The following is a 21,946-nucleotide window of genomic DNA, read 5'->3' on the forward strand; positions in this document are numbered from 1 at the left end:
CCACCACCCACAGCCCACCTATTGAATAGGCAGGCAGTTCAGCCCATCGTGGCCGGACTGCTTTTATTTTTTTCAAGGACGGTGGCCAATGACAGCAAATATTGGCGAATTAACGTTAGACACAATCCACCACATGGACATCAACGATGGTCTCAAACTATTGCCGGGCAGCAGTATTGACCTCATCATCGCCGATCCACCATACGGTATTAATTACCGTAGCGGTAGCCGTAAGCGAAAGTTCACCGCAATCCAGAACGACGACATTATCATGGCCGATTGGTTGAGTGATGCCTTTCGAGTGCTGAAAGACGGTGGTGCTTTTTACTGCTATACACGATGGGATGTCTACGTCGAGTGGTACCACCGCATCTCCCAACACTTCACCATGAAGAACTGCATCGTCTGGCAAAAGAACGGCGGGGGAATGGGTGATCTTCGTGGAGCCTACAGTCCAGCCCATGAGTTTCTCATCTTCGCAGTGAAGGGCCGACATCTCTTAAATGGAAAGCGAATTTCCGACGTATGGGCTGTGCCTCGCGATCCGGCAGTAACCTACATCCATCCAACGCAAAAGCCGGTAAAGCTGGCCGAGATGATTATGGAGAAATCGTTGCAACCGGGTGATGTACTTTTGGTCCCGTTCTGTGGAAGCGGAGGAGACTGCGTGGCAGCCAAGCGGATGGGGCGAAGGGTCATTGCGTTTGATGTGGAGAAGCAGTACGTGGAAGCAGCGACTGAAAGGGTATTGAGAGCGGCTTGATTTGGATTTGTTATAAACAGTACGCCGCACCGCAACGGGCCAGAGTAAAACTAAATATTATTTTTAGTGATTTCCTCAATAGACTGATTTACATTACCTTGAAATAATCCTCCGTGGTAAGAGATTACCCTCTCGATATCAAACATATTAAGCTTTTTTAATGACTCAAAGGCTTCATTCACGTTATTTGTGTATTGAGGGTTAGGACCTGTTAATTGACCATCAATCAAGTTCATGGCGTCACCAGCGATTAGCGTCTTGCTTGGTTGGTGATACAGACAGACATGCCCAGGTGTATGTCCTGGAGTTAAAATCATTGTAATCCCGCCGCAATACGGCAGTATTTGGCCATCCTCTACAACCCGGTCAATTGTACCTTTAGGAGGATTTTCGAGAGTGTACTTAAATGCTTTACGCATTTCCTCCGGCAAATCTTTAGGTAACGACTCTACAGCTTTTTCGATAGCTTCAGGCTTCATCATTTTTACAAGTCGTTTCTCACCTTGAATAAAAGGCTTTTCTTGTTCGCTAGAAAAAACTTCTATTTGATAAGGTGACTCATTCTGAATGGCCGCTAAATTTCCGATATGGTCAATGTCCTGATGTGTGATGATTACTTTATTAAGTTTGGCATAAGGTATCCCAGCTTTTTCGATAGCTTCCCGAAGTAACGGCAGTTGACCCGGAAATCCTGTATCTACCAGTAGAACTGTTTCATTATCATAAAGTAATGTGGGGTATATTGTGTTAACCCTTCCCAGAACCATCGCCGAGATACTTAGCATTTCTATTCCATCGGCTATTTTCATATCAATCCCTCGCAATCATTGTCCAATAGTATCTGTATTTTACACTATTTTAGTAAACTAAAGTCTCTTGTTTAATGTTTGAAAAACCATTAACAGGCAATGAACGCGAAATCCTCTGTTCCGACTTCGTTGACATGCGGGAGTAAACGGCTTCGCCACGGCCACGCCTGTTACGCCACGTGTGCCAACAGAAGCCATTGCTAATGTAATTCCATTCATATAATGCCTGCGAGCCACACGTTGGGACACAGGAAGCGACGCAATGATCGAGTAATAATCGAGGACCGACTGCATATCTGATTGAACTGAAACATCCACCATTCATCATTTTGATGAGTCGTTGTCGACCACGACGTTGCCAACCCGGCCGTGCGGCAGCCGGGCGAGGCGAGTGCGGGCTGATTTGTGTTCCTAATTGTATTTAACGGCCATATCCCATAAGAACATACCGTGTCAAAAAACACCGTGTCGGTGATCTTTGACATGGTCACCGTGTCAAACACCTTTGACACTAACAAGACAACAGTCTCTATAACGCTATAGAGTTATCAAAGAACTACAAACCGGTAAACAGATAACAGTAACCACAGTACCTACAGTCTTCAGCTATATCATAACGACACAACTGAAGCTACACCGTAATAATACCAACCAGGCCGCAAAGACGGTATATGACGTTACTGGTGCACATCCCTGTAAGTCACCTGTCACATTACCGGAGAAAAAACGGAGTCAACGACAGCCTAGACCTAACCAGTCCAGGCTGTTATTATTTCGGTTATGTTTGTCTAATCAAGGGGGCTAGTGAATGTACGTCAATTACACGTATAAAGCAAAAGTGACCAGAGTGATCGATGGAGATACCTTTGAAGCGGAAGTGGACCTCGGATTCAATGTCATTGTAAAAGAGAAATTCCGGCTGTATGGCCTGAATGCTCCAGAAGTTCATGGTGAGGAAAAAACAGTGGGGGAGCTGTCTAAACAGTGGTTGGCCCACCAACTGGAAGGCCAACCCGTTACGATAAACTCTGTACGCAAAGAGAAATACGGACGTTGGCTGGCTGTCGTGAATGCAGCGGGGAAGAACGTAAATGACGAGATGGTAGCAGAAGGATTGGCAGTACCGTTTATGAAATAAACTCGACCCGCAGTAAATACCCTGTTATTATTATTTCAGTAAATAACAGGAGGTTAATACATGTTTAACATGGGTTTGCCTGAAGGCCTGATATTAGCCGGAATCTTCACCGTCTGGCCTTTCTGGAAGATATTCGACAGAGTTGGCTTATCGCCGTGGTTAAGTCTGCTGATGGTTATACCGGTAGTCAACATCATTACGCTATTTTACTTAGCCTTTACGGAATGGCCGTCAATGAATAATAAAAAGCGAATAATTAACTCTTGGGATATTGAGTAACGGAGAGCGACACGTGGTGAATGATGATTCATCGACGATGTCGCTTTTTTATTGCCCTTAATGTGACGAAATCTTGTAATCCACCAACTTCGCTCGGAATTAGATGTAGGCATAAAAATCTGAAATAAACGAGGTGACTGAATTAGTGTCAGATCAATCAAAGAAATACGCGTTGAACGGCTCGCAGAGACTTGCTGCGGAAATACTCGCCTCCAATGACGTCCACAAAATGACGTTGGCTCAAATCGCTGAGGAGGCTGGTATCGGCGAACGGACGTTATATCGATGGAAGCAGGACCCTGACTTTATTGCCTACCAGAATGAAGTGGCAGAACTGGCCATGAAGGACTTCCTTGCCGAAGCCTATAATAGCCTTAAATCCATTGCCCGTGGAAGTCAAAGCGAGAAGAACAAGTTAAAAGCCATCGAACTGGTGATGAAGAACCAGGGCCGCTTGACGGAAGTACAGAAGGTCGAGGCCAAGATTGAGGATAACCGTTCCAACGAAGCGATCGAGGCAGAAATTGATAACTTGAAGAAGATGTTGGCCGAGATGTAATCATTGACCCTAAGTTAAACGTAGACTCATTCGGTTTGCATCTGCAAACTCATCCTCTATCCTTGCAATAGAAGACGAAAAAGACGAGGAGTCAGTCGATCTAACCCAATAAAAAGCAATCTTATCCCTAAAAAAACTCATCATATATGTAGAACAACGATTACTCCAGTTACTTGGGTTCCAAGCCCAACACATTTACTTGTCACAGGATATCAGTGTATTCCGTCGAATTTAGATTAGAAAATAAAGCAAACAAAATCACTTTCACAAAATGATCGAAGGAGGGACTTTGAGCCGAAGGATGGCCTTCTATATCCAGTATTTGAAAAGCATAGACAAAAATACACAAAAGTTCACATCGAGTTCACCAGTAAGACACATTGCTTGGTTAGAATGAATTAACAGCGGACGCATGATAAAGAAAACAGGAGGCTTCCTATGCAAACGTTTCGAAATTTCAGTACGGCTACAAAAATTATCAGCCTTATCGTACTTATGAGTATTTTCATGCTTGGAGTAGAGTTAGTTGGCTACAGTTACACCCATGTAGTAAGCTCAAACATGCAGGCCATGTATCATGACAGCTTACTACCAGTAAAATGGCTTAATCAAGTACGGGCCGACAACAGATTGGTGGAAGAGTTAACATTGAAAATCATGTTGACCGACCAAGATAAAAATACAGAGAATGTGTCATTAAGCAAAATAAACGAACAGATTCAAGAAATTATGTCCCTTTTGAATGAATTTGAAACAACAAACCTCGATACTTTTGAATCTGAAAAGCTAACACTCATTAAAAAGAAACTGGATGATTATGGAGTGGAGCATCAAAAGGCGTTGAACTTACCTATAAATGGACAGAAAAGTATCGCCTATGCCGAGTTCTCTAAAAACGCAACTCCGCTAATGATGGATGTAAATGCTTCTCTCAATGAGTTAGCAGAATATAAGAGTAAAACTGACGAATCCGCCCAGAATGATAGCAAAGATCAGCGATGGTACTGCCAAACAGGCACAAACAGTTTCTGCTGCGACCCAAGAACAATCGGCCACAATGGAACAAATCGCGGCTTCAAGTCAAAATCTTTTAACCATGTCAGTGGAATTGGAAGCAAGCCTACATAAGTTTAGAGTCTAAATCTTGTACACAGGTCAGCCCGTTTGTAGTAACGGGCTTTTTTATGAAACCAATACAAAAATTCCTACGTAGGCTCATAAGCGAGACCGGTGGCGAAGAGACTCGTCCTGAAAAGGAGATAACGAAACGAGAGCTAACACTGAACCGACTAGACCTAAAAACATATCCCACTGGGCATCCCAAAAGTCCCCCTGCATCCCGACAAACTCAACGGACATAGGCAGCCTCAGTGCTGCCACAGCCCATTCAAAGATTTCATAGGACATACTCAATGCCATTCCTATCGATAGTACATAACCCGTGAGGAGCCATCCTGCCTTCATCGGCGTCAAGCGCAGTAACAACTCTCGCGCCACCATCGTTACCGTTGCCCCCTGGATGAAATGACCCACCCGATCAAAGTGATTTCGCTGAAGATGGTAATGTTCCCGTAACCAATCAAAAAAAGGAACGTGAGTAAAACCGTAGTGCCCACCGATAGCGCCCCAGATAAAACTAACCGCGAGCAGCCCATAACAAAGCGTAGTCAACGTCAAGCGTCGGTATGTCACCACCAATAGCACCAATCCCGCTAGCAACGGTGCAATTTCCATCATCCACATCAGATAACTCGCAGGTTTTATTGCCGACCAAAAAAACATTGCCACTACCGTTACGAAAAAACCGAGATGCCAAGGATCCAAGATCATCCCTCCCTTCATAGGGTTTACCCAGACAGAGTAAATTTATCCAGTTCCTATTCTTTTTTTGTAAATCGAGAAAGAAAATCACCCTAGCTCCTTACCAAATCGATAAAGAAAAAGGGTGACTGAAAAGGTGCCTATCGAAGTTTTACTGCTGTTCCACTTGCAGCGACCATCAGCATTCCTTCGCGGATGACCTCATAATCGAGATCGATGCCGATCACTGCATCAGCACCGAGTCGGGCAGCTCGTTCCTGCATTTCACGCATGGCGATATGGCGAGCTTCGTTTAGTTTACTTTCATATGCGCCTGACCTACCGCCAATAACGTCGGTGATGCTGGCGAAAAAGTCCCTGACCACGTTAGCCCCCATAATAGCTTCCCCAGCAACAACCCCGAGATAATCAGTGATTACCCGGCCCTCTACGTTATTTGTAGTGATAACGATCATCTTAATGATCCTCCTTTCATCAAGTAAGGCGGCTTACTTACATTTTAGTTATCTCACCAATACGTTGATTTACATTACCTTCATACAACCCACCATGAAAACAGATAACCCGTTCGATATCGTACGCGGTGAGCTTCCTGAGCGAAGTAAGAGCTTCCGTAATATTTTTGGTGTACTGGGGAGTAGGACCCATCAACTGACCATCCATCACAAGCATTGCGTCCCCGGCGATGAGAAGTCTTACTCGCTTGAATCCCTCGCGTTCATAGTCTAATTTATCTGTATTTTACACTATTTTAACCAAACGATCCTTAGGACATTTTATTGTAGAACAGTCCAGGTGATATAACCCTAGGTTTTTTTACCGCCTTTTGGTTGAACAGAAAAGCGAGTTTGGTCGTTCGCCTTACGCATAACTTAGCACTTGTAGTAATAAGATCGAGAAGGGTGACTTGCTTAAAATCTGTGGAGGTGGTAGGGATGCACGATTATGGCCTTTTTTCAGGACTCCTTGGATCCATCATGGGATTACTGGGGATTGTGATTGCCATCGTACCCTTTTGGAAAATATTCAGTAAAGCCGGATTTTCGCCGTGGTATAGTTTGCTGTTGATTATTCCTATCGTCAACATCATCGTATTATTCGTCTTAGCCTTTGCTGATTGGCCAGCCTTGAGACAGCAAAAACAGCCCTACGAATTCGGACCTCAATAAAAACATGAAAAAGGCGACCTGCGGTGAAACATCATTCACCGCAGGTCGCTTTTTTTGTGACCGAATCGTCCTGGAAGAAAATTTCTCCGCCTTTGTATTCTCTATCGCGTTCCGCTTAGGTATAATTAGTGCATAAAGTTCATTGGCTCAAGGCCTTCGGCCGATAAATAAGGTGCTTAGAAATGAGTGTGGTCGTGCATGAAAAAGTCATGGATGCTCTCTTTTTGTCTCATTTTTATGTTATTGTTGACGGGTTGCGGGCAACAGAAAGCTGCCGATTTTATATCCCAACACTATAGTCTCGAAGCGGCGCAACAAGATGGTACCGGTTCATCTTCCAAAACGTACCGAGCCGCACAGACGCCAGTCGGTGAAGTGGCCACAGCCATCGTCAGCGCAGAAAAGCCAAATGAACAATCGGCCTACAACGATGACAAAATGGTCTTGTTGTACAATAATAATTCGATCATCACCGTTACGAAAGATGCCAATCTCCCACAAGATAGTTTGGTGAATGTAAGCTCTGTTCAGTTTGTTAAAGAACACACGAGCAGCGGTTTTTGGCAGGGCTATTTACTTGGTAATACGCTGGAACGAATTTTCGGATCGAGCCCTTCACCATACAGTACGCCATCATACACGCCGAATAACAGCTACCCCTTCCCGACAAAAAGCAGTGTTTACGGTACTTCTAGTGACAGTTCAAAAGGAAAAATAGACGGAACGACCGTCAAACCGACCACATCGTCCGGCACAGGTACAGTGACACGAAAATCGACCGATACCACATCGACACCGGCAGAGTCAGTACCGTCAAGCGTAAGTGGATCTACATCATCGAAAAGCACTGTCTCCAGTCCTCCGAAAACCACTTCATCGGTTCCATCGAAACCGTCTACATCGAGTGGTGTCGGTTCTGTGAAACGAAAATGATTTGACACGGCTACAGCGTTTAAAGCTCGTCTCTAGGGGGTGAAGAATCAACTTCACTCCTTTTTTCATGCTCCTGAAAAACAATCCTAATATGGCTACGTTATCGGACACCCTCAACTAACCAACCGTCCTAACGAATGTTATAGATAACCTCCTTGTAAAAAGGAGCGTCAATTTAAAAAACGGAGGACGAGAATGAGAAAAACGATTACGACAATCATCACCGGTTTCATTGCGGTTTCTCTATTTTTGACGAGTGGGATCCACAGTGCCGATGCCTTTTGGGCGAGGTATTCTACATCCCAGGCGATTGCGAAGTACAAAGAGTACATTGATGACTACCAAAAAGATGAAGTAACCAAAGTGGCGAAATGGCGACAATCGTACGCTTCCATTGACGGCAGTTTAGCTGATCAGTTGGTCGAGCGGGCCATCTGGTACATGGACCAAGGCTATATGGTGTACGGACATCAATATAAAGGCTATAAAGATTATGGGATCGTAGACTGTTCCAACTTTGTATCCCTCATATATGGTGACTTCGGTTTCGATATTACGACGACTGCCAAAAACTATGGCACCGTAGGCAAACGAGTTACAGGCGTATATGCGGCCAAAGAGGGAAAGAACTGGACCATTAAAGGGACCGAAAATCTGCGACCGGGAGATATCTTTACCTATTGGAAAACAGACGCCAACGGTAAGAAATATATCAGTCATGTGGCTATCTACATGGGGATGATCGATGGACAACCTGCAGTCATCAGCACTGCCGATAGTAAGAACCCGACCGCCATCGGTATCGTCAATGATGTTCGATATTGGTGGGGGAGCAACTTGTTTACGGTACAACGAGTACTGCCGGAAGGCTCCTGGACACCTGGTAAAACTATCGCCGGACACACAGCAAAAGCGCCGGTGATCCCGAAGAAGTATCAACTGCCTCCACAAAAACCTGTGATCATGCCCGGCCAAGGCAGCACAGCCGCTATCCATTAACTGAATAAGAAGATCTTTTGTCAGCAATGAAAAAAGACCCGCCGCCTTTTCAAGAAAGGCTGGCGGGTCTTCGTCTAGGTGACATAGTGAATTAATCACGGTGGAGGGAAATGCTTACATCTTTCACCGTTGTAGTTACTTCTTGAATCGTCTTCGTCTGTGCTTCCTGACTGAACTTGTCTACGAGCACTTTTGCTTTCGGGGAATGATTTAAGGCTGCCGGACCTCCGATGCACCCGTTGATACATGCCATCCCCTCGATGAAGTTTTCTGGAAGTTTTCCAGCCTTGGCGATGCGTAGCGCTTTGATACACTCTTCGGCACCGTTACATTTGAGCGGCTTCACGGCAATATCTTTATGGGATTCCTTCAGAGACTGAATGACCGCTTGGGTCACCCCGCCGGAACGAGCGAAGGCACGTCCAAAGGGGGACGTTTCCTCCCGGTGATTTTCTTCACACTGAGCCGGATCGATCTCCGAAGCGGAGAGTATCGCTAGCAGTTCCTCAAAGGTCAGTGCATAATCAACGGCGCCGGCTACGTCTTCACGCACCGTTTCTGCCTTTTTCGCGATGCAAGGGCCGATGAAAACGACCTCGGCTTCCGGGGTTTTTGCTTTGAGGTACCGCGCCACAGCGATCATGGGCGATACGGCAGAAGAAACATGTTCCCTTAACTCGGGGAAGTGTTTCTCAATCATTTCAACAAAAGCGGGACAGCAGGAAGTGGTGAGAAAAGAACCTGCTTGAATTTTTTCTTCCAGTTCGGCAGCTTCCTCTGGAATGATCATATCGGCTCCCAGTGCCGCTTCATAGACATCGAAGAAACCGATTCTCTTCAACGCTGTCCGCAGTTGTCCCAAGGTGGCATCCTGAAACTGGGCGACCACTGCCGGAGCGACAATCGCATAGACAGGATGATCTTTCGCCTGCAAGCTTTGGATTACATGGGTGATGAAGGATTTTTCGGAAATGGCACCAAAAGGACAACGATAGGCGCACTGACCGCAATTGATACACTTCTCGGGGGCGATCTTGGCTAGGCGATCTTCCCCGGTCGTGATCGCTTTTACCGGACAAGCTTTGACACAGGGACGAAGTGTATCTGTAATCGCTCCATAGGGACAAGCTTGTTTACAACGGCCGCACTCGATGCATTTTTCTTGATTGATAATCGCTTTGCGATTGATTTGACCGATGGCGTTCACCGGACAAACTTCCATACAGGGATGGGCAATACATCCCCGGCAAGCTTCGGTGACGGTGAACCGTTCGACAGGACATTCATCACAAGCCGTTTCCATGACTTGAATGATGCCACCGGAAGAACCGCGAACATCATTGCCGCAAGCGAGGATAACTCGCTCTTTAAGGACAGCCCGCTCTTTATAGACGCAACAACGAAAGTGAGGCTTTTTTCCTTTTACAATCATGTAGGGAATCAGATCTTTATGCTGATCCAGTGTTTTTTCCATCGACAATTTAGCTACATGAGTCAGAACCTCGTGCCGCAGCAGTTGAACAGTCGTTTCAAATTTTCGTGGCATGATCCGGTCCTCCTTTGGTTCTGCATATATATATTTATCGTTAATCAAAAACAGTTTTGATAGTGCACGGATCATTATAAAGATGTATGTAACAAAGTACAATGATTTCTTCTTGGGAAAAAAGCAAAAAAAAGCCGCACGCCGTCACAATTGTTCACGGAATGTTAATCTTAATTATGGCAACGACGATCGGATATGGGCGATTGGTTTGATATAAGGGACGATTGGCTTTATCAGCAGGTAACTCCTTGAATGTAATTGGGAAGTTGCCGTCCAGCTTCTTTGATAGAACGGCAAGCGAAGTCGAGGTCTACTTTTGCTTTCTTTTGATACAAGTGGTAATTGGCTCGGTAAGTTTCCGGTGTATTGATCAGCATGATCGAGTTTGCACCCCATTCTAGCGCGTATCGTTGTCCGTCGGGATGCAGCGTCGCTAGAGAAGTGGTGGCAGGAATGAAGGCGCGGCCGCAGAGAAGACGGGTGACCGCGACGGCACGCAGAGTCAGATCTAGATCGCCAGGCGGGTGATTTTCTAAAGGAGTGTGCTCGGCGGGGAGAAAAGGACCGACACCGATCATGTTGGCACCCAGATCGCGCCAGTACAGGATGTCTTGGGCTATGCTGGCTACCTTTTGACCGGGCAGACCGACGATTCCGCCTGTTCCCAGCAAAAAACCTGCTTCCCGGAGCCAGAGGAGGTGCTGTTTTCGCTCTTGCAGATCGTCGTCAGGATGGACTCGTTCGAAAACTTCCGGATCGGTCGTCTCGATCCGGAGGAGGTAGTTGTTCGCTCCTGCCCGGCGAAAAGCCCGGTAATCTTCGAAGGAGCGCTCCCCCAAGCTTAAGGTGATCCTCAGACCGAACTGTTTTTTGATAGACTTGATCAGTTCTACCAGCGATTCTGTGGCCTCTGGCAGTTCTTCCCCTGATTGTAGGATGACTGTCCGAATCCCCAAGGCGTAAACGTCACCGACTGCAGCGAGAATGGCTTCGTTGTCCATACGGTAACGGGACAGTCTATGATTCTCCTTGCGGAGCCCGCAGTAATGACAGTTCTTGCGGCACCGATTGCCAAATTCCACCGCACCCCGAATGTCAACGACATCACCCAACGTTTCTTGGCGCAAAGCATCGGCGGCCCCTTGTAGGGCTCGATGATCAGCCGGAGTGGGAGGGGAAAGAAGCTGTACAACTTCTTCCAGGCTAGGAGCTTTCAGTTCCCGCGCTTGGTTCAACAGGTCGCCGTAAGCGGCTGTTTCCACTTGCTCCAGAGCTTTCTGCCAAGCCTCACCAGGAGGGACGGAACGCCAAGGTTCCAGCGCCTGTGGAGTTAATCGGTGGTTCGAAAGCAGTTCCTGCACTTCTGGACCGTGGAATCCTGAAAAGACGATGGCCGTCGTGCAGACAGGTCCGAACCCTTTTGGAGTGGGAATAAAGTCGCCCTGTACGCCGGAAGACTCCATCAGCTGATGGGCTTGCAAGGTTTGCTGCATCGAAGGGAAGACGACGATCCATCGCTCACCCGTTGGCTGCTTGGGTAGGATTTTATCTAACATGAATGTGGCAACGTCCTTTCCAAGCTAGATATAAATATCTCGTTCGCCGCACCGCAGTCGTTCCAATCCCTGCCGCAGCCGTTCCGCCGTTCCCGCTGGAAGACGGGCCAACTCTTGATCGATCAACACCAACCCTGTTTTCTGTAAGGATTCGTCTCCGTAATCGAGCAGGTATTCCTGTAACGTCAATAGGGCGTTCGGATCGCACATTTGAGCAATATGTCCGGTTTTAGCCAAGGCCATAAAATCCTCACCCGTCCGGCCGCTCCGGTAGCAAGCCGTACAAAAGCTGGGGATAAAGCCTTTTTCCATGACGGAAAGCGCTACTTCCGGCAGGGAGCGATGATCTTCCAGATAAAACTGGCTTCCTGTAGTTTCGAGGTTTTCTGCCTGTTTTGTCGGGTCGCTGTAACCGCCGGGGGTAGTGGAAGAGCCCGCACTGATTTGAGAGATGCCCAGATGGAGAAGTTCATTTCGAAGCTCTGCCGACTCCCGTGTGGAGAGAATAAGCCCCGTATAGGGAATTGCCAGGCGAAGAATGGCGACGATTTGTTTAAAGGATTCATCACTGATTGGATGAGGGACCGTGGTCAGGGCTGATTCAAAGGCTGGCTTCAATCGGGGAACAGAGACGGTATGCGGTCCGGCGCCATAACGTTCCTCTAAGAGCCGGGCCTGTTCCAAGAGGGCCAGGATTTCGAAGCGGTGATCATAGAGCCCGAAGAGAACACCAAGTCCCACATCGTCGATGCCGGCTTCCATGGCTCGGTCCATCGCAGTTAGGCGGTTGAAGTAATCCGCTTTTGGACCGGACGGGTGCAGGTAGGCGTACGTATCGGGATGATAGGTCTCTTGAAAGAGTTGATAGGTGCCGATTTGGGCATCCCTAAGGATCCGAAAATCATCAATGCTTAAAGGCGCACAGTTTACATTCAGTCGGCGAATATCGGTTGAACTGTAAATCGCCTCGACCATCTGGGCGATAATGGCGGCTGCGGCTTCCTTGGGATGTTCCCCGGCCACTAACAGCAACCGCTTATGTCCCATCGCTTCCAGCTGCATCGCTTGCAGACGAACCTCTTCGACAGTAAGGCTTTTCCGGACCAAGGCTTTATTGGTGCGACGAAAGCCGCAGTAAAGGCAGTCGTTGATACAACGGTTTGACGTATAGAGGGGAGCGAAGAGGACGATTCGCTTCCCATAAATCTCATCTTTAATTTTTCCGGCTTCAGCAAAAAGGGCAGACCGCCATTCGGGGTTCGATATCGATAAGAGAAACGCAGTTTCTCGGAGCGACAAACCCTTCTTTTCCCGAGCTTTCGCTAGCACCTCATCAAAACAATGCTGATCCAAGGGAAGAGGATGCTCAAGGGCGGCATGGATGGGGGTTAATGAAATACTCATAGAAAACCTCTTTTCTCCGGGGTCTTAAGATGCCCACGCTTATTATAAACCAAAGTGGAGAATCGCCATGAAGATTAATTTTTCTTGCTTGTTTTAACAATAAAAGCCGGGCGTCCGGGTAGCGAACGCATCGGCTTTTACTGTCTCTCATCTACTTCTAAATGATTTGAAAAACCCGGTTGAGTCGTGTCAACTCAAAAACTTCCTTAACAACCCCGTGGATTCCCTTGATGACCACGTCACCCCCGCCTTGTCGGGCTCGTTTTAAGACGGTGACAAGCACGCCAAGACCCGAACTATCGATAAAGTTGACTCCTTGCATATCGATAAGAAAATGGACGCCATGATGATTGGCATGTTGGAGAAGTCTTTCTCGCAATTCTGCCGCTTCGGTAACTAAAATACTTCCAGTCAAGGTGACTGTTACCTGATTGTTCGCCGCAACAATGTTCTGAATCATGATGCTCATCCTTTCATTATTTTGTCGTAATTTTTTGCGTCAGGCGGTCTAGTTTGTAGAGCACTATTTGGGAATGCCTATCCAATTGAAGGAGCATTCTCTTTGCTTCCTCGGGATTTCCTGATTGATAGGCTATGACGGCTTTCTTTGCACAATCATGGACTTGTTGGTGAGGGTCGTCGAGGGAAATAAAATCAGGATCGTTTTTTAGCGGGTTATTTTCATCGAAATACCATTTACCGAGGCGGCAATGGTGATGGGAAGTCACATCGTCCAAATTCAATCGCTCGACACCGTCGATCATGTTAGAAATACGCAGTTTCCAAAGCAAGTGATCTGATTTAGCGCGTACGAGCAGATCATGATCGGTCAACTTTTGCGATGAATCATCGACGGTAAAGCGCTGGACCGAGTCTAAGAGTGTAGCAGCCATAGCACTCGTCTCTTCGGAAGAAGCAGCGATCGTTTCCATCGAAGCCGAAGCTTCTTCTGTAGCCGCTGCTACCTGTTGCACATGGGAGCTTACATTTTCGATGTTGGTTGCAATGGAGTCGATCAATTTGACGATGCGATCGGAACTAGCCACGTTCTCATTCGTGACTTTGACAATTTCCCGAACGGCCCCTTCCGTCCGGTTGACAGCCGTCAAGATATTGTCAAGGGCATGACCCGCTTCTTGCACCACACGGAAGCCTTGTTCTACCTCATCGCGGCTGAGTCGGGTGGATGTCACTGCTGCTTCAGTACTTTCAGCCACTTTTTGCACCAATTGATCGACTTCCTGAGCCCCTTGGCTCGATTGCTCGGCCAGTTTGCGTACTTCGTCGGCGACAACGGCGAATCCTCGTCCTGCTTCGCCTGCCCTGGCTGCCTCAATTGCGGCGTTCAGTGCCAGTAGGTTGGTCTGATTAGCGATTCCGGTAATCGTATCGGTGATGGACTGAATTTGCTGGGAGTAACTGTTAAGAGTCGTGATCCAGTTTTCCGTTTCCGTCGTTTTCTCTTTTATTTTCGTCATCCGGGTTACCGTTTCCTCTACCGTCAGCTTACCTCTTTCCGCCGTCGATAGAGTCATCTTTGAATCTTTAGCGGCCGATTCAGCTTGATTCTTGGCGATCTGGATGAGCGACGATAGTTCGATCAATACTGCCGAAGCGTCTACGACGGACTGGCTGCCTTCTTCTGTTTCCCGGGCGACCTCCTGCATGCTGGCCGCTACTTCTTGAATGGATGCCGATACTTGCTGACTTGAGGCTGCCATCTCTTCCGAGGCGGCGGCCATTTCTTCGGACGTTTTCCGGATGCCTTTGACCACATCAGACTGGTGGTGCACCATCTGGTTGAAGGCGGCTGTCATGTTGCCAAATTCGTCGTTTGCCGCCACTTCGCCGTGGACTGATAAATTCCCTGCCCCCACTTGGGCCATCAGCAATTGGAGTTGTTGAATCGGTTTGGAGATGCTGCGGATCAGGATCGTACACAGGAAAACAGAAACAACGACGGCGAAGAAGGTAATACCAACCATGGTATTGATAGATTGGGAAATATCTTTGTCAATGTTATGATTCAATGTTTCGGCGACATCGGAATTGAAATCAGCGAGTTTTTTCCAAAGTTCATTTGCATTTTCAAAATCCGGTTTATTCGTGATCAATAATTTTAACGCTTCTTCTGTGTTTCCAGCCAGGGCGAGATCGATAATCTTCTTTTGATTGATATCGTTTCGTTCTTCTAAACTCTTTACCGAACGAAGCGTTTCCACTTCAAAATCGAGCAGGTATGTATTCTCGTAGTCCTGTGACAAATTGGCAGCTTTATTTTTATTGTCACTAATCTGCTTTGCCAGGGAAGAACGCTTATTGAAGTCAGAAGTTAAAAGCATCTCAAGCATTTTTGATTCGCTGTCATGCCGAAGATCTCGTATTTCATTGAGCCATTTGACAGGCAAGAGCCGATCATTGTACATTTGCTCGGCATAAACGTCGATTTTGCTCATGAAAAAATAGCTGACTGCTCCGGTACCGGCTAAAAGGAAAATGACACCTGCGATCAAAATCAGGATTTTTTTCGTAACACTTAGGTTGCGGAGCCAATTCACTGGATCAACCCCTTTCAAATAGTGAATAACAACGAAATCAAAGGCTTTTTCTTAAGTTTATCACAGGTTAAACCTCCCAGCCAGTGTGGGAGGTTTATTTACTTTATTAAACATTAATAACATGAACTACTTGTAGATTTATACTTTTACAAACATTACACTGGTACGGTGTCTTATTTGCACTATGGAGAGGGGGATAACGATGCAACTAAAAAGCTCTAGATTATATCCATGGCTTCTTTGCGCAGCTCTTTCGCTAGGGGGATTGGCTATGGCTCAACCGGCATTAGCGAATTACCCCGATATTTCTTTATCTGTCAATGGACATTTAATTCAATCAACACCAGCGCCAAAGGTCATCGGTGGATATATCGCCGTTCCCGCTCGTGGTTTGACCGAAAGTTTAGGCGGCAAAGTGTATTGGAATGGTTCCACCCAAACGATGACCGTAGTTCGTGGCGGTGCTAACGGCACGGTTGAAATCGGAAATTCTTGGGCTGTAGTGAACGGAAAAACGATCAAACTGGCTTTTGCTCCCTTCATATCGGGAGAGCGTTTGTACCTTCCGTTAAATTTCCTTGGGAAAGCCTTTGGTGCTTCACTGAACTGGGACGCCGTAGACCACGTCGCTTCTGTGAATACAACGGACCAAACGTTTCAGTGGGGAACGGGGATGCAATCGGTCGCTACACCGGATTATCAAATGCTGAAGCAACGTGTGCAAGGATATCTCCGTGAACGTCCTGGTCAAGTCAGCGTCTATGTGCAGGACCTGACGACTGGTGCTTCCTTTGATATTGGTGGAGATCAAATTTATATGACTGCCAGCACCCACAAATTGCCGACCGTATTATATTTATACACCTTGGCTGGTCAAGGAAAAGTGGATTTAAATTCGACGCTGACTTATACATCAGATTATTACCGTCAAGGAACTGGGATCATGCAGGGGGAGCCTTTTGGCAAAGAGTATAGCCTCCGTGAACTCGCCCGTTTGGCGATCGTCTATAGTGACAATGCCGCTTGGGCTATGCTGTTGGATTACCTCGGTGACGATAATCTAGGTCAATTTGAACAGTCTATCGGAGGAACGGTAACTTACTACGACGATAACAGCAATCCGCTGACCACTCCGCGGGATATGGGAAAATACTTGGCCTATCTGTCCGTTTTCCGAGACAATCATCCTACTCTGGGCAATGAGATTTTTGATGATTTAGAAAATACCATCTATAATAATCGTATTCCTGCTGAACTGCCTTCGGGTACTGTGGTAGCCCACAAAATCGGATCCCTCAATGATAAGTTTCACGATGTCGGAATCGTCTTCGCTCCGAACCGACCTTTTATCATTTCCGCTTACAGTAAAGACGGATGGGAAGCAGCATCTGTTCAGACACTCGCTGATCTTTCCCGTATCGTCTATGACTATCAGGTGGCATTACCCTGAACATTAATGCACTGATCGCGAATATTGAAAAAACCCTCGCCTATCCCTCGTGGAATCCTTCCGCGGCGGGAGGCGGGGTTTTTTATTGATGCATGTGGAATTCCGATTCATTACAACTATCCCGCCGAATCGAGTCCGACGAGGACAACGCCGAGGACGATGAGGGAGGCACCGCCGAATTTCAGCGGTGACATCGTTTCGCCCAAAAAATAATAACCGGCAAACACAGTGATAAGGGGAGAAGCAGCCAAAACTAACGCCGTTTGGCCGATATCCCCCCTCTTGATCGCTGCATAATAAGCTAAGTCTCCGGCAAAGGTGGCTAAAAAGGCCTCCATCGCTAGGAAGTACCAGCTCCTGGCGCTGATTTCGCTGATGCGGCCGATGTTCCCGCTGATTAAAACCCATAGCCCGACTAACAGAATCGTAATCAATGTGCGGGCGGCTAGGCCGTCGATCGTGGGAATCCCTCTCAATCCCACCTTTCCGAAGACGGGTGCCATCCCCCAGCAGACGGCACCGAAAAAAGCCAGCCAAAAGGCATACAATCGTCATCCCTCCGTCCGTGAATCAGGATATCCGTTCGACTACTCTTGGCATGGGCTGGTAATAGTCCATCCCGAGGTCTTTTGTAACTTTCTTCGAATCGCTGTATTCGATCGTCAGCCAAGATTTTACAGATAGGCCTTCCAAACCGGGAACGAGTACCTTCTCTTCGCCCTTGTTGAGCCCACTGTTTGTGCGGTAGACCGTCGGTGCTTTTTGTCGGTTGAGTATTTCATGGTGCCAGGTTACTGTCGGAGGGGTTACACTTCCGTAAAATCCCATATAGAGGGTGTTATCTTCTGTGTCCGCCCAGATGACGATAGGACTATCGGTGTCGTTTTTGATCTTAAAGTCTTGTACGCCATAAAAAACGGCAGCATCTTGACCCGGTGGCACATAAGGGACTTGCATCATATGGGGATGCCGCTCAATGATCTTCAGATTGGACAGGACGGTGGTGTTGTACAAGGTGGTGGCTACTTTGCAGACACCCCCTCCGACGGTCTTTACCACTTTGGCCCCCATATACGTGGGACCTTCCTGGAACCCTCGTTGCGTCGTGTAAGGTCCGATGGTTTTATTCATGGAAAAAATCTGATTCGGTTCGATGACCGTTCCGGCTAACATGTCAGCGGCCAAGGCGACATTATACTCTTCGCCGGGAAGAGGGTCGGGGAGGGTCGTCTGAAAGGCCCCCATTCGGATCGTCGCATGGTGCTTTGTGCAGAGTTCTTGAAAGCGCGGGTCACTTTCCCATTTGAGCGGTCCTTTGACCGGACGGCCATAGGGATGTTCCTGGGTTCCTTCCTCGGGCGAAGGAGATGCGTCGCTTGGCGATGAGTTTTCCGGTTGTGGCGGGGCTAGGGGGGGCTCATCTTGTTTCGGGCTGGAGTGACCAAGATGCAGGCCTTTCCAAAGGGGACCATCCCCAAAAGTATGATAGGCTGAAAAACCGATTCCTGCAGCGATAAGTGCTCCCATAAAAAGGAGCACTTTTTTTCTGCCGAGGGACAATTCGATCCTCTCCCTCCAAGAAGACAGTCAAGCAAACCTTTCGTGAAGCCTCTAGCATAATCCATACACCACAATCAGTGGATTTAGACCGTTCCTTCGGGAGAAACGGAGTTAATACGGAGATGATTACCAAAAAATAGTATATAGTTACAAAAGAAAAATGGGAAAAGAAGGAAATTATTATAGGTTTGTCGAAAAGCTTTGCCGGATAGTGCACTACGGAGGGGAAAAGGATGGATAATCGAAAACGCCTTTACTACATCTTAGGTGGGCTGATCATTGCCTTGGTGATTGGAATGGCGATTCAAGGCACGCGCTTGTACAACAAATCCGACGTGGAGGGGACCAAAAAAGCTTCTACCGAGAGCAAAGTGACGATTGACGGGAAGGGTACTTTATCAGAACGAGAAGGATCCAAAGAGAAGGGGCAAGAGAAGGAAATTCGTGTTCATGTGTCTGGTGCCGTCAATAAACCGGGAGTCTATCAGATGCCTGCTGGAAGTCGGGTCGATGATGCGTTGCGCTTAGCTGAAGCCAGCCCTAACGCTGACGTAGAGGCGATCAACCGGGCCGCGTTGCTGACGGACGGACGGCAACTCGTTGTCCCGGCGCTCCGGTCAGAAAACGGCAGTGCCGAATCACTTAAGAACGGTCAAGCCGCAGGAGCGACGACGAGCGGGGGAACATCGAGAGCTTTATCAAAAGGGAGCTCAGGCGGAAGTGGGTATGCCGCCGCAATCATCAACATAAACTCGGCCGACGCGTCGGAGCTGGATAAGCTGCCTGGCGTCGGTCCTGCCTTGGCCCAACGGATCCTTCAGTACCGGGAAACAAAGGGACCTTTCCAGCGTGTCGAAGATATCCAAAACGTGCCTGGAATCGGACCCAAGAAATATAACGATATGAAGGAGATGCTTTCGGTTTATTAAGTAAGTGTAAAGTCAATGGAATGAAGACGGAAGAGTGGGACAGGATAAAAAGGCGAACAGGAGGAGTGATGAAGAGATGATGCATGTAATCGTAGAGGGCTATGGAGACAATGAGGCCTACATCAAAACAGATGACGGGACTATGACCATTCCCAGACACCGGGTGCCCAAAGAAGCCAAGATTGGCGATTGCCTCGTGATGCGGGATGGTGCCTATTTCGTAGAAAAAAAGGGAACTGTCAAACCCGTTGACTGATTCAAATGACGTTCAGGCTGATCGGAAGTATTGTTCCGGTCAGTTTTTTATATATTTAAGATGAAAATCACAACCTCGATTTATATTGACAAGTGTCGACGGAGTGGTATATTAACCTGTATGGATAAAAGGTCGACACAGGAGATGACGCAACCGTGCTAAACAGTATCAAAGGGTATAACTTAAACTCACGTCTTTTTCTTTTAGGAATGGGCCATTTGGTGACCGATATCAACCAGGGAGCCTTGGCGTTAGTAGCCATCTTATTGAAGGACAAGTTCGATTTATCGTACTTTATGGTCGGTTTTACGATTTTGGTCGGAAGCGTCAGTTCCTCTGTCATTCAGCCCCTCTTTGGTATGCTCAGTGATCGCTACCGGGCAACCTGGTTGATGCCCGTCGGCACGCTCACGGCAGGTGCCGGTATGGCTTTGGCCGGGATTGCGCCGACATACGGCTTGGCCGTAACCGCTTTGCTGATTTCCGGTTTAGGCGTGGCTGCCTTTCATCCCGAAAGTTATAAATTGGCCCAAGCCGTTGCTGGGAAGAAGAAAGCTTCAGGTCTTTCTTTATTTTCCGTTGGCGGAAACTTAGGATTTGGTCTGGGACCGCTTTTGGCCGGTTGGTTTAACAAATGGTGGGGATTGACGGGACTAATCTGTTTTCTACCGATCGCTGCTGCCATGGCGTTTTTGTTGTATCGTTCTACCCAAGAGCTCTATGAGCAGCAAGCTGTCCTTCAAAAGGATCCGAACGGTGGTAAATCGGTCAATCGCATATCCGAGAGCCCGGCATCTGTCAAATGGATTCTAGCCATCTTGTTAGCTGTAGTCTTTATCCGCGCCTGGGTGACCTCCGGATTGACGACCTATGTGCCGTTGTACGTGGTAGATATATTAAAGGAGACGCAGGAGCAAAGCGCTGGTTTGTTGAGTTATTTCCTAATCATCGGTGCACTGGGAACGCTGCTTGGAGGACCGATCGCCGATCGCATCGGCGCCGGCAAGTTGATTGTTTTTTCCTTAACGATTACAGCGCCTCTCGTTTTGCTAATTCCCTTAACCCAAGGACTGTCTCTAAGCATACTGATGACGCTGATCGCGATCACCTTGTATGCAAGCTTTTCATCCACGATTGTGCTCGGACAGCAGTTGCTGCCGGATCATATGGGGACTGTTTCTGGACTGATTATCGGATTCGCCATAGGTATGGGCGGTGTAGGGGTGACGGTCTTAGGGAAAATCGCTGATGTTGTGGGCATACCGCCCATTTTTTACGGTATGACAGGTCTCCTTCTCGTGGCCGTCGCACTGACATCGGTCCTGATAAAACAATGGAAAAATAAAGAAAAAGCTGCAACGGTTCAGTGACCGGCAGCTTTTTTTATTCCCTGGGAATTCCTCGTGAGACCAAAAGGATAAATACCCTTTGCATGCATAAGCATAGAAGGTAAAATAAGGTTGAGAATATCTGGAGGGATGTGACTTGCTCATGGGGTGGCTACAAGGGGTCAATCAAAAAGTGGTAAGGGGAGTTCTCATATCTGCCGTTACGGCAGCGTTCATCGTCTCGGGCTGTTCGAGCGACTCGGACAAAGTCAACCAACCGAAAGAGGTTTCTTCTCAAACGCAATCGATCAGCAAAGAAGAAGCCCGTAAGCAATTAACTTTAGGGAATGAACGTTTCCAATCGGGAAAAGTAATCAACCATGATTTGAGCGAGCAGAAACACTTAGAGCTGGCGAAAGCGCAACATCCTTTCGCGATTGTATTAAGTTGTTCCGATTCTCGGGTTCCTCCGGAACTGGTCTTTGATCAGGGTCTCGGTGATCTTTTCGTAGTCCGCTCCGCTGGTCATGTTCTAAGCCCGGAAGCGATTGGCAGTATCGAATATGCCGTGGAACACTTTCACACGCCTTACCTCGTCGTTTTAGGTCATGAGAGCTGCGGTGCTGTCAAAGCTACCGTGGAAGGGGGTCATCCAGCTGGTAGTATCGGCGCTGTTACCGACCACATTAAACCAGTAGTGGAGAACGTAAAAACCAAAGAAATCGCTCAAGAAGAGCTGACGGAAAAAGTCGCCGATGAGAACGTGCGACAGACAGTAGCTGCACTGCGGAAAAGTCCTGTCATCGCCGACGCAATTGCCAATGGAAAATTGGCTATCGCCGGGGCGAAGTACCAGATGATTTCGGGAAAAGTCAATTGGTTGGATTAA

General features: G+C 47.5%; 23 protein-coding genes. 13 read left to right on the top strand and 10 right to left on the bottom strand.

The features are described 5' to 3' along the window. Positions 1-88: 88 nt before the first annotated feature. Complete coding sequence (locus H1S01_RS10775) at positions 89-763, top strand: DNA-methyltransferase (RefSeq protein WP_188040471.1); 675 nt, start codon at positions 89-91, stop codon at positions 761-763. A 50-nt stretch (positions 764-813) separates the two neighbouring features. Here the strand turns inward: H1S01_RS10775 and H1S01_RS10780 are convergent, their stop codons facing one another. Further along, positions 814-1,572: an MBL fold metallo-hydrolase gene (locus H1S01_RS10780; protein ID WP_188040472.1), complete on the bottom strand. Its 759-nt coding sequence runs from the start codon at positions 1,570-1,572 to the stop codon at positions 814-816. An 808-nt stretch (positions 1,573-2,380) separates the two neighbouring features. On the opposite strand from H1S01_RS10780, the gene H1S01_RS10785 reads away from it, so the two are divergent. From H1S01_RS10785 to H1S01_RS10800, 4 genes are all read left to right on the top strand, one after another. Beyond that, positions 2,381-2,710: a thermonuclease family protein gene (locus H1S01_RS10785; RefSeq protein ID WP_188040473.1), complete on the top strand. Its 330-nt coding sequence runs from the start codon at positions 2,381-2,383 to the stop codon at positions 2,708-2,710. A gap of 60 nt (positions 2,711-2,770) precedes the next feature. Further along, positions 2,771-2,989 carry a hypothetical protein gene (locus tag H1S01_RS10790; RefSeq protein WP_188040474.1) on the top strand — a complete coding sequence of 73 codons (219 nt, stop codon included), beginning with the start codon at positions 2,771-2,773 and terminating at the stop codon, positions 2,987-2,989. A 145-nt stretch (positions 2,990-3,134) separates the two neighbouring features. After that, positions 3,135-3,548 carry a phBC6A51 family helix-turn-helix protein gene (locus tag H1S01_RS10795; protein ID WP_188040476.1) on the top strand — a complete coding sequence of 138 codons (414 nt, stop codon included), beginning with the start codon at positions 3,135-3,137 and terminating at the stop codon, positions 3,546-3,548. A 438-nt stretch (positions 3,549-3,986) separates the two neighbouring features. Next, positions 3,987-4,676: an MCP four helix bundle domain-containing protein gene (locus H1S01_RS10800; RefSeq protein ID WP_188040481.1), complete on the top strand. Its 690-nt coding sequence runs from the start codon at positions 3,987-3,989 to the stop codon at positions 4,674-4,676. A gap of 87 nt (positions 4,677-4,763) precedes the next feature. Here H1S01_RS10800 and H1S01_RS10805 read toward each other — a convergent pair whose 3' ends face one another. Further along, on the bottom strand, positions 4,764-5,372 hold the full coding sequence (locus H1S01_RS10805) for a DUF2238 domain-containing protein (RefSeq protein WP_188040482.1): 609 nt from the start codon (positions 5,370-5,372) through the stop codon (positions 4,764-4,766). Positions 5,373-5,509: 137 nt separating this feature from the next. Next, positions 5,510-5,824: a YbjQ family protein gene (locus H1S01_RS10810; RefSeq protein ID WP_188040483.1), complete on the bottom strand. Its 315-nt coding sequence runs from the start codon at positions 5,822-5,824 to the stop codon at positions 5,510-5,512. 480 nt (positions 5,825-6,304) lie between these two features. Between H1S01_RS10810 and H1S01_RS10815 the strand changes: the two genes are divergently transcribed. The 3 genes from H1S01_RS10815 (at position 6,305) to H1S01_RS10825 (ending at position 8,470) form a co-directional block, all read left to right on the top strand. Beyond that, positions 6,305-6,538 carry a DUF805 domain-containing protein gene (locus H1S01_RS10815; protein WP_188040484.1) on the top strand — a complete coding sequence of 78 codons (234 nt, stop codon included), beginning with the start codon at positions 6,305-6,307 and terminating at the stop codon, positions 6,536-6,538. Positions 6,539-6,736: 198 nt separating this feature from the next. Continuing rightward, the gene (locus tag H1S01_RS10820) at positions 6,737-7,471 is read left to right on the top strand and encodes a DUF4247 domain-containing protein (RefSeq protein WP_188040485.1); all 735 of its coding nucleotides are present in this window, start codon (positions 6,737-6,739) and stop codon (positions 7,469-7,471) included. Positions 7,472-7,666: 195 nt separating this feature from the next. Continuing rightward, positions 7,667-8,470 carry an NlpC/P60 family protein gene (locus H1S01_RS10825; RefSeq protein WP_188040486.1) on the top strand — a complete coding sequence of 268 codons (804 nt, stop codon included), beginning with the start codon at positions 7,667-7,669 and terminating at the stop codon, positions 8,468-8,470. Positions 8,471-8,561: 91 nt separating this feature from the next. Here the strand turns inward: H1S01_RS10825 and H1S01_RS10830 are convergent, their stop codons facing one another. The 5 genes from H1S01_RS10830 to H1S01_RS10850 form a co-directional block, all read right to left on the bottom strand. Beyond that, the gene (locus H1S01_RS10830) at positions 8,562-10,016 is read right to left on the bottom strand and encodes a 4Fe-4S dicluster domain-containing protein (RefSeq protein ID WP_188040488.1); all 1,455 of its coding nucleotides are present in this window, start codon (positions 10,014-10,016) and stop codon (positions 8,562-8,564) included. 233 nt (positions 10,017-10,249) lie between these two features. Further along, positions 10,250-11,572, bottom strand: coding sequence for a [FeFe] hydrogenase H-cluster radical SAM maturase HydE (hydE, locus tag H1S01_RS10835; RefSeq protein WP_188040490.1), 1,323 nt, complete (start codon positions 11,570-11,572; stop codon positions 10,250-10,252). Between the two features lie 24 nt (positions 11,573-11,596). Further along, positions 11,597-12,976: a [FeFe] hydrogenase H-cluster radical SAM maturase HydG gene (gene hydG, locus H1S01_RS10840; RefSeq protein ID WP_188040492.1), complete on the bottom strand. Its 1,380-nt coding sequence runs from the start codon at positions 12,974-12,976 to the stop codon at positions 11,597-11,599. A 157-nt stretch (positions 12,977-13,133) separates the two neighbouring features. Further along, positions 13,134-13,436: an STAS domain-containing protein gene (locus H1S01_RS10845; RefSeq protein WP_188040494.1), complete on the bottom strand. Its 303-nt coding sequence runs from the start codon at positions 13,434-13,436 to the stop codon at positions 13,134-13,136. A 16-nt stretch (positions 13,437-13,452) separates the two neighbouring features. Then, a complete protein-coding gene (locus H1S01_RS10850; protein ID WP_188040496.1) occupies positions 13,453-15,534 on the bottom strand; it encodes a methyl-accepting chemotaxis protein in 2,082 nt (693 codons plus the stop codon). Positions 15,535-15,805: 271 nt separating this feature from the next. Between H1S01_RS10850 and H1S01_RS10855 the strand changes: the two genes are divergently transcribed. Then, positions 15,806-16,984, top strand: coding sequence for a serine hydrolase (locus H1S01_RS10855; protein WP_188040498.1), 1,179 nt, complete (start codon positions 15,806-15,808; stop codon positions 16,982-16,984). 116 nt (positions 16,985-17,100) lie between these two features. On the opposite strand, the gene H1S01_RS10860 is transcribed toward H1S01_RS10855, so the two are convergent. Both H1S01_RS10860 and H1S01_RS10865 read right to left on the bottom strand, forming a co-directional pair. After that, positions 17,101-17,532: an EamA family transporter gene (locus H1S01_RS10860; RefSeq protein ID WP_188040500.1), complete on the bottom strand. Its 432-nt coding sequence runs from the start codon at positions 17,530-17,532 to the stop codon at positions 17,101-17,103. A 22-nt stretch (positions 17,533-17,554) separates the two neighbouring features. Continuing rightward, positions 17,555-18,544: a VanW family protein gene (locus H1S01_RS10865; protein ID WP_188040502.1), complete on the bottom strand. Its 990-nt coding sequence runs from the start codon at positions 18,542-18,544 to the stop codon at positions 17,555-17,557. Between the two features lie 233 nt (positions 18,545-18,777). Here H1S01_RS10865 and H1S01_RS10870 point away from each other — a divergent pair, with 233 nt between their 5' ends. The 4 genes from H1S01_RS10870 (at position 18,778) to H1S01_RS10885 (ending at position 21,946) form a co-directional block, all read left to right on the top strand. Beyond that, positions 18,778-19,473 carry a ComEA family DNA-binding protein gene (locus H1S01_RS10870; protein WP_188040504.1) on the top strand — a complete coding sequence of 232 codons (696 nt, stop codon included), beginning with the start codon at positions 18,778-18,780 and terminating at the stop codon, positions 19,471-19,473. A gap of 76 nt (positions 19,474-19,549) precedes the next feature. Further along, positions 19,550-19,729: a DUF3006 domain-containing protein gene (locus H1S01_RS10875; RefSeq protein ID WP_188040506.1), complete on the top strand. Its 180-nt coding sequence runs from the start codon at positions 19,550-19,552 to the stop codon at positions 19,727-19,729. A gap of 155 nt (positions 19,730-19,884) precedes the next feature. Beyond that, positions 19,885-21,099, top strand: a complete 1,215-nt coding sequence (locus tag H1S01_RS10880; protein ID WP_188040508.1) for an MFS transporter — start codon at positions 19,885-19,887, stop codon at positions 21,097-21,099. Positions 21,100-21,220: 121 nt separating this feature from the next. Beyond that, positions 21,221-21,946, top strand: coding sequence for a carbonic anhydrase (locus H1S01_RS10885; protein WP_188040599.1), 726 nt, complete (start codon positions 21,221-21,223; stop codon positions 21,944-21,946).

The organism is Heliobacterium chlorum (genome assembly GCF_014502795.1).
Taxonomy (GTDB): Bacteria; Bacillota; Desulfitobacteriia; order Heliobacteriales; family Heliobacteriaceae; genus Heliobacterium; species Heliobacterium chlorum.

Bases quoted from the DNA above. Each gene is read 5' to 3' on its own strand.
- H1S01_RS10775 (WP_188040471.1), top strand. From the start codon at position 89: ATGACAGCAAATATTGGCGAATTAACGTTAGACACAATCCACCACATG.
- H1S01_RS10780 (WP_188040472.1), bottom strand. From the start codon at position 1,572: ATGAAAATAGCCGATGGAATAGAAATGCTAAGTATCTCGGCGATGGTT.
- H1S01_RS10785 (WP_188040473.1), top strand. From the start codon at position 2,381: ATGTACGTCAATTACACGTATAAAGCAAAAGTGACCAGAGTGATCGAT.
- H1S01_RS10790 (WP_188040474.1), top strand. From the start codon at position 2,771: ATGTTTAACATGGGTTTGCCTGAAGGCCTGATATTAGCCGGAATCTTC.
- H1S01_RS10800 (WP_188040481.1), top strand. From the start codon at position 3,987: ATGCAAACGTTTCGAAATTTCAGTACGGCTACAAAAATTATCAGCCTT.
- H1S01_RS10810 (WP_188040483.1), bottom strand. From the start codon at position 5,824: ATGATCGTTATCACTACAAATAACGTAGAGGGCCGGGTAATCACTGAT.
- H1S01_RS10815 (WP_188040484.1), top strand. From the start codon at position 6,305: ATGCACGATTATGGCCTTTTTTCAGGACTCCTTGGATCCATCATGGGA.
- H1S01_RS10820 (WP_188040485.1), top strand. From the start codon at position 6,737: ATGAAAAAGTCATGGATGCTCTCTTTTTGTCTCATTTTTATGTTATTG.
- H1S01_RS10825 (WP_188040486.1), top strand. From the start codon at position 7,667: ATGAGAAAAACGATTACGACAATCATCACCGGTTTCATTGCGGTTTCT.
- H1S01_RS10830 (WP_188040488.1), bottom strand. From the start codon at position 10,016: ATGCCACGAAAATTTGAAACGACTGTTCAACTGCTGCGGCACGAGGTT.
- hydE (WP_188040490.1), bottom strand. From the start codon at position 11,572: ATGTTAGATAAAATCCTACCCAAGCAGCCAACGGGTGAGCGATGGATC.
- hydG (WP_188040492.1), bottom strand. From the start codon at position 12,976: ATGAGTATTTCATTAACCCCCATCCATGCCGCCCTTGAGCATCCTCTT.
- H1S01_RS10845 (WP_188040494.1), bottom strand. From the start codon at position 13,436: ATGATTCAGAACATTGTTGCGGCGAACAATCAGGTAACAGTCACCTTG.
- H1S01_RS10855 (WP_188040498.1), top strand. From the start codon at position 15,806: ATGGCTCAACCGGCATTAGCGAATTACCCCGATATTTCTTTATCTGTC.
- H1S01_RS10870 (WP_188040504.1), top strand. From the start codon at position 18,778: ATGGATAATCGAAAACGCCTTTACTACATCTTAGGTGGGCTGATCATT.
- H1S01_RS10875 (WP_188040506.1), top strand. From the start codon at position 19,550: ATGATGCATGTAATCGTAGAGGGCTATGGAGACAATGAGGCCTACATC.
- H1S01_RS10885 (WP_188040599.1), top strand. From the start codon at position 21,221: ATGGGGTGGCTACAAGGGGTCAATCAAAAAGTGGTAAGGGGAGTTCTC.